The sequence below is a fragment of the Kitasatospora sp. NPDC005856 genome, assembly GCF_040629945.1.
GTDB lineage: Bacteria > Actinomycetota > Actinomycetes > Streptomycetales > Streptomycetaceae > Kitasatospora.
In genome coordinates this window covers 1-3,302 of sequence record NZ_JBEXWT010000203.1, presented here as the reverse complement: position 1 = coordinate 3,302, position 3,302 = coordinate 1, and the positions used below count along the sequence as shown (strand labels likewise).

Here is a 3,302-nt window from a genome sequence, read left to right as displayed (position 1 = left end):
AGCCGACGGCGGCGACGGCGCCATCCAGGGTCGCAGCGTCACCGCGGTCGCCTGGCACTACACCACGTACGACGACGACACGGTCACCACCGGCTAGACCGGCTTGTGCGGCTCGATCTGGTTCACCCAGCCGAGCACGCCGCCGCCCAGGTGCACGGCGTTGGCGAAGCCCGCGGCCTTGACCACGGCCAGCACCTCGGCCGAGCGCACGCCCGACTTGCAGTGCAGCACGATCTTCCGGTCCTGCGGCAGCTTCTCCAGCGCGTCGCCCATCAGGAACTCGTTCTTCGGGATCAGCACCGCGCCGGGGATGTTGACGATCTCGTACTCGCCGGGCTCGCGGACGTCGATGAGGTAGATGTCCTCCTCGTCGTCCTGCCACTGCTTGAGCTGCTGCGAGGTGATGGTCGAACCGGCGGCGGCGGCCTGCGCCTCGTCCGACACGACGCCGCAGAAGGCCTCGTAGTCGATCAGCTCGGTGACCGTCGGGTTCTCACCGCAGACGGCGCAGTCCGGGTCCTTGCGGACCTTCACCTGGCGGTAGTTCATCTCCAGGGCGTCGTAGATCATCAGCCGGCCGACCAGCGGGTCCCCGATGCCGGCCAGCAACTTGATCGCCTCGTTGACCTGGATCGAGCCGATGGACGCGCACAGCACGCCCAGCACGCCGCCCTCGGCGCAGGAGGGGACCATGCCCGGCGGCGGGGCCTCCGGGTAGAGGCAGCGGTAGCAGGGGCCGTGCTCGGCCCAGAACACGCTGGCCTGGCCGTCGAAGCGGTAGATCGAGCCCCACACGTACGGCTTGCCGAGCAGCACCGCGGCGTCGTTCACCAGGTAGCGGGTGGCGAAGTTGTCGGTGCCGTCCACGATCAGGTCGTAGCCGGAGAAGATCTCCATGACGTTGGAGTTGTCGAGGCGCTCCTCGTGCAGCACCACGTCGACGTACGGGTTGATCTCCTTGACCGAGTCGCGCGCCGACTCCGCCTTGGAACGGCCGACGTCCGACTGCCCGTGGATGATCTGGCGCTGCAGGTTGGACTCGTCGACCACGTCGAACTCGACGATGCCCAGCGTGCCGACACCGGCCGCGGCCAGGTACAGCAGGGCGGGCGAACCGAGACCGCCGGCGCCGACGCACAGCACCTTGGCGTTCTTCAGCCGCTTCTGCCCGGCCATGCCCACGTCGGGGATGATCAGGTGGCGGGAGTACCGGTGGACCTCATCGACGGTGAGCTCGTCGGCCGGCTCGACCAGGGGTGGCAACGACACGGGGACTCCGATGGGTGTCTTGTTCGGATGGCCATGGCCAGCCGCGAGGTGGAGTTGTCACTCCGCCACTCGGGTGGCTGTCCAGGCCAACAGTGTCACGCCCCATCGGTATTCCGAGACAGCCCGTCCGATGGGCGAGACGGGCCGCGCCGGATCGTGGAACCCGGCGGCGGGGCCCCGGAGAGCGCCCCGGGCCCGTGGTTGACGGGCCCGCGGCACCCCGCGGCGCGCTCACACCCGGCAGGCCGTCTCCAGCCACACGTCGCCCAGCGACTCCTCCAGCGGCACCTGCGTCCGCCATCCGAGACGGTCCCGGGCGGTGCGCACGTCCGCCTGCCGCCACGGCACCGGCTCGCCCGGCACCGCCCTGCCCTCCGGCCGCTGCCCCTCCGGGCGGTGCCCCGGCAGGTGGTGGCCGGGCACGTGGTGGCCCGGCAGGTGGTGGCCGGTCAGGTGGTCGCCGCCCGCCCCTCCGACCTGCGCGGGCAGCAGGATCTGCCGGTTCTCCTCGACGATCTGCCCCTCGAAGCCCGAGGCCCGCACCAGCAGCTGGGCCGCGTCCCGGGCCCGCACGGCATGCCCGCTGCCGACGTTGATCACCCCCGTGGCGGCCGACACCGCGGCCGCCTGGATGGCCCGGGCGACGTCCCGCACGTCCACGAAATCCCGGTATCCGGACAGGTCCGGCATCCGCACCTGGTGCTCGTCCCGCTCCAGCGCCCGCCGCAGGCCCTCGGCCAGCCGCCCGAACAGCGAGGCGGTCGGCGCGCCCGGGCCCACCACGTCGAACACCCGCAGCACCGCCGCGTCCAGCCCGGAGGCCAGCACCAGCTCCGTCCCGGCCAGCTTGGACACCCCGTACGGGCCGACCGGCCGCGGCTCGGCCTGCTCGGACACCGGCACCCCGCCGGGCACCGGCCCGTACTCGGCGGCCGAGCCGACGTGCACCAGCCGGGCCGGCTCCCGGCTACGCCGGATGGCCTCGCAGACGGTCGCGACGGCCAGCGTGTTCGACCGGATCAGGGTCCGCGAGCTGCCGTAGGTGGCGCCCGCGCAGTTGATCACCACCTGCGGCGCGACCGCGTCCAGGAACCGGGCCAGCGCGCCCGGGCTCCCCGTGGTCAGGTCGAAGCGGATGTCGGCCGAGTCGCGCCGGCCGAGCACCGTCACCTGCAACTCCTGGTCCATCAGCAGACGATCGGTGACCCGGCGGCCGATGAAGCCGTCGGCGCCCAGCAGCAGCACCCTCATCGGGGGTGTCCTTCCACGAAGCCAGCTCGGGACGACCTGGCGGACTGAGTTCAACGAACGGGACGAAAGCGGGGACCACGCAGCCGGTCCCCGGGTGGATCGACGGAGCGGGACGACCAAGCGGGCGTCCGGCGGACGGCGGACGGCGCTCAGCGGTGCGAGCCGGCCCGGCCGAGCACCGCACCGGCGTACGCCAGCAGCGCCACCGCGACGGTGCCGCCGCCGACCAGCCAGGCCTCCGGGGCACCGCGCCCCAGGGCGAGCGGCCCGAGCACCGCGGCGGCCCCGGCCGACGCACCGGCCGCGGCGGCCGCCGTCCTGCCGCACCGAGCCAGCAGCACCGGCAGCACCAGCAGCAGACCCAGCACACCCTGCGCCGCCCACTGGGCGGGCCCGGCCCGCTCGGCCGCCAGGTGCAGCAGCCCGCCGCCGTGGACCGGCCCGGGGCGCGGCGCGACGACGGCCAGCACGGCCAGCGCGGCGAAGCTCAGCACCCCGAGCACCGCCAGGTACAGGGCCAGCGCGACCGGGAGCACCGGGCGCATCCGGGCCCGGAACCCGGCCAGGGTGTCCGCCGCGCCCAGGTGGTCGCGGCCGACCTGCCGGTACCAGCGGGCCGTCCGCTCGGCCGCCCCGGCCGACACCGCCGCCGCCAGCACCAGTGCGACGGCCAGCGGACGGTCCCCGCCCGGCAGGGCCGGCGGGAGCAGCAGCAGCGCGGCCAGGCCCAGCCCGTGGCCCAGCGCCGCCGGGGGCGGCCGGAAGCCGGCCGCCGGCCGCGC

General features: G+C 74.2%; 2 protein-coding genes and 1 pseudogene. All 3 read right to left on the bottom strand.

Translation table 11 applies throughout. The features are described from left to right. Nucleotides 1-93: 93 nt before the first annotated feature. Nucleotides 94-1,269 (bottom strand): adenylyltransferase/sulfurtransferase MoeZ, encoded by a 1,176-nt coding sequence (gene moeZ / locus ABZ449_RS41900; protein WP_360357368.1) that lies wholly within the window; start codon nt 1,267-1,269, stop codon nt 94-96. 231 nt (nt 1,270-1,500) lie between these two features. Further along, nucleotides 1,501-2,520 carry an NAD-dependent epimerase/dehydratase family protein gene (locus tag ABZ449_RS41895; protein ID WP_360357365.1) on the bottom strand — a complete coding sequence of 340 codons (1,020 nt, stop codon included), beginning with the start codon at nt 2,518-2,520 and terminating at the stop codon, nt 1,501-1,503. 149 nt (nt 2,521-2,669) lie between these two features. Further along, a pseudogene (locus ABZ449_RS41890) lies at nt 2,670-3,302 on the bottom strand (hypothetical protein); the annotation flags it as partial.

Bases quoted from the DNA above. Each gene is read 5' to 3' on its own strand.
- ABZ449_RS41895 (WP_360357365.1), bottom strand. From the start codon at position 2,520: ATGAGGGTGCTGCTGCTGGGCGCCGACGGCTTCATCGGCCGCCGGGTC.